The 3,123-nt window shown below is 57.0% G+C and carries 3 protein-coding genes and 1 pseudogene; all 4 read left to right on the forward strand.

Going from position 1 to position 3,123, the window contains the following annotated elements:
- Positions 1-41 precede the first annotated feature (41 nt).
- Positions 42-1,688 (forward strand): cation:proton antiporter, encoded by a 1,647-nt coding sequence (locus tag JX360_RS17140; RefSeq protein WP_244353435.1) that lies wholly within the window; start codon positions 42-44, stop codon positions 1,686-1,688.
- 61 nt (positions 1,689-1,749) lie between these two features.
- Positions 1,750-2,175, forward strand: coding sequence for a fluoride efflux transporter CrcB (crcB, locus tag JX360_RS17145; RefSeq protein WP_244353432.1), 426 nt, complete (start codon positions 1,750-1,752; stop codon positions 2,173-2,175).
- 3 nt (positions 2,176-2,178) lie between these two features.
- Positions 2,179-2,451, forward strand: coding sequence for a DUF190 domain-containing protein (locus JX360_RS17150; RefSeq protein ID WP_244353434.1), 273 nt, complete (start codon positions 2,179-2,181; stop codon positions 2,449-2,451).
- Positions 2,452-2,552: 101 nt separating this feature from the next.
- Positions 2,553-3,123 (forward strand): annotated as a pseudogene (locus tag JX360_RS17155) (RNA-guided endonuclease TnpB family protein); the annotation flags it as partial.

A 3,123-nucleotide genomic window follows, 5' to 3' on the forward strand; every position in this document is an offset into this window, starting at 1 on the left:
ACTGCCCCTTAACACCACGACGGAAGGAGAGGGATCCATTCATGCTGGGCAGTTGGCTATGGATTTTGGGGATGGGGTTTTTTGTCGGCCAGATCGTCGGTCGGCTGGGGATGCCCCCATTGCTGGGAATGATCGGGGTGGGGATCCTGCTCGGGCCTCAGGTGGGAGATGTCTTGTCTGCAGAGGTGCTGGCGGCAGCCGATGACCTGCGGGTGCTGGCGGTGATGATCATCCTGATGAAGGCGGGTCTGGGGCTGGATCGGGAGAAGCTGTCCCAACAGGGATCCGTGGCGCTGCGTTTGGGGTTTCTGCCGGCGGCCTGTGAAGCAGTGGTGGTGGCGGTGGTGGCGATGGGCCTGTTCGGCTGGGATTTTCCCACGGGGCTACTCCTGGGCTGTGTGATTGGGGCGGAGTCGCCGGCGGTGATTGTGCCAGGGATGTTGCGGCTGAAAAGCTTGGGCTGGGGGGTCACAAAAGGGATCCCGGATGCGATCTTGACCGGCAGCGCCCTTTCGGATGTGCTGTTGCTGTTGGTGTTCAGCCTGTTGCTCAGCTTCTTGGGGCAAGGCGGAGGAGAAAGCATCAGACTTTTGGGCTGGGAACTCTCCCCTCTGCAATGGCTGCCCATTCAGGTGGTGATCGAGATTGCCTTGGGTGTGGGCATAGGCTACCTGGCGGCGCGGGCTTTGGTGTCGTTGCTCACTCGGCAGAATTGGACTCGCAATACGGCCCAAGATGTGCTGCTGGCGGCCTGTATGGCGCTGTGGCTGGTGATTTTCCCGCAGGTGTGGCCCTATTTTTCCGGGTACCTGGCGACAATGGCGATGGGCTTTTTCCTGATTGAGTTGGATGCACCCTTAGCACGAAGGCTGCGGGGTGGGTTCGATACTCTTTGGACAGTGGCGGAGATCGTGTTGTTTGTGCTGCTGGGGGCCTCCCTCAATCTGTCGGTGCTGGGATCCGTGCTTTTGCCAGGGATCCTGCTGTTGGGCCTAGGTTTGCTTGTGGGGCGGGGCTTAGGGTGGTGGCTGTCCACGCTGGGGAGTAACTGGAATCGCAGGGAAAAGCTGTTTTTGCTGCCGGGGAATATGGCTAAGGCGACGGTGCAGGCGGCAATTGGTGGGATCCCACTGGCAGAAGGCATTGGCGGTGGGGAGACTATCCTGGCTCTGGCCGCTTTGTCGATTCTGGTCACCGCTCCTCTGGGGGCTTGGTCCACGCAGGTGTTTGCCCCCCGGCTCTTGGAAAAGGGGGAGGTGGATCCCACCAAGGTGGGCAGCCAAGGTCAGGTTCGCTTTTTGGCGGCAGTTGATACCTCTCCCCTGGCGGAGGCGGTGTTGCGGAAGGTGGCTGATTTGGCCCGGCGCGTCGATGGCGAGGTGATTGTCCTGCATGTTACGGATGACCCAGAAGGGATCCCGACCCAGCAGTTGCGCCACCAAACACAACGGCTTTTGGCGGATATTCGCCATCAATTTTGGCTGTGTTCAGGGCCATTGGCGGAGATGATTGTGAAGGTGGCCAGCGAAGAACAGGTGACGGATGTGGTGATGGGCAAACGCGGCCACCGCGGCTGGGATCAGGTGTTGGTGGGATCCACGTCGCAGGCAGTGCTGGAAACCAGTCCGATCCCGGTGATTTTGGTGGAGGAGAATGGCTTCAAGACCGATCCTGGCTCGCGGCTTTGAAGCAAACCTTGTTCGGAAAACGGAAAGCCCCTCACTAACTGAAACACCCATGTTTTTTTGGATGCAAGTGCTGCTGAGTCAGCTGAGTCATTCTTTCTCGGATCCCCAGCTGAGATTCCCTCTGGCCATCAGCTTAGGGGCTATTGGCGGATCCCTAAGCCGCTACTACCTTAGTCTCTGGTTTGCCCAACATTTTGGATCAAGTTTTCCCTACGGCACGCTGGCGATTAACCTATCAGGCTGCCTGGTCATGGGCTGGTTTATGACGCTGGCCATGGAACGGGCTGAGATTCCACCCGAAGCACGGCTGCTTCTGGGGGTAGGCTTTTTGGGCTCCTATACAACCTTTTCTACCTATGAGTTGGATAGCTTTAGCCTCTGGCAACAGCACCGATTCAACATCAGTCTGCTGTATTGGTTGGGATCCGCCCTACTGGGTGCTGTAGCCATGGAAATTGGGATCCTGCTTGCTCGTTTGTGGAGGTAAAGAATGGTGTTCCCGGAAGCGTCTGCGCATCAACTGAACATTTACATCGGGGAATCCAATCGCTGGCAGGGTCAGCCTCTCTACCTAGCTCTCTTGCAGTTGGCTCGTAAAAGAGGACTAGCGGGAGGAACTGTTGTTCGGGCCATCGCCGGGTTTGGTCGTAACAGCCGCATCCGTAGCAGTAGCCTGCTCGAACTTTCGACCGATCTGCCCATTTTGATCACATTTATTGATCAGCCGGAAAAAACTGCCACTGTCTTACGAAAAGCAGCGTAAAGCCCCCGGTTTCCAACCGGGGGATAATGGCCTCCGGCCCTGCGGAGCAGTAAGCGCACAGGCTGAATTTATTCAGCAGCAGAAATAGTACAATAGTCCCCATGAAACGGGTCACCACGACACTCAAGCTCAAGTTTCTTGACCTCAATGGTGCTCCGCACCGCCCGGAGGGCGATGCGGTCAAAGCAGAGATGTTTAACCAGACGGTTTGTGCGACAACCGAACTGGCAAACCAACTGCTGCGCATCAGTCCGAAGGAACGAAAAGCATTAACAACCGCCAAAGTGGTGACACCACTCAAGTCGGCCCTCTCCAACCAGGTGATTCGCATCCTCAAAGGGAAAGCCGGCCAGCGGGTCAAACACTTCAAAGTGTTCTGGCCGGAGGTCAACAACCAAAACTGGAAGCTGCACCGAGTAGGTAGTACCTACTCGGTGAGTTTTCCCACCATTCAGGGTGACAAGCGGGTTCCCCTTGAGGTTGGCAGTTCCTACTATGCCGAGCGTCTTGAGCGCATCTTGGCCGAACAGGATTGCGAACGGGGCACCTTGAAACTGATGCAAATACGTGGGGTTTGGTATGCTGTTCTGTCTATCACTTGGGATGTTCCCGAAGTGAAGAGTACGGAGCGGTTAGGTGTTGACCGGGGGCAGAACCGTTTGGCAGTGGCGG

The organism is Thermostichus vulcanus str. 'Rupite', assembly GCF_022848905.1.
GTDB classification, from domain to species: Bacteria; Cyanobacteriota; Cyanobacteriia; order Thermostichales; family Thermostichaceae; genus Thermostichus; species Thermostichus vulcanus_A.

Bases quoted from the DNA above. Each gene is read 5' to 3' on its own strand.
- JX360_RS17140 (WP_244353435.1), top strand. From the start codon at position 42: ATGCTGGGCAGTTGGCTATGGATTTTGGGGATGGGGTTTTTTGTCGGC.
- crcB (WP_244353432.1), top strand. From the start codon at position 1,750: ATGCAAGTGCTGCTGAGTCAGCTGAGTCATTCTTTCTCGGATCCCCAG.
- JX360_RS17150 (WP_244353434.1), top strand. From the start codon at position 2,179: ATGGTGTTCCCGGAAGCGTCTGCGCATCAACTGAACATTTACATCGGG.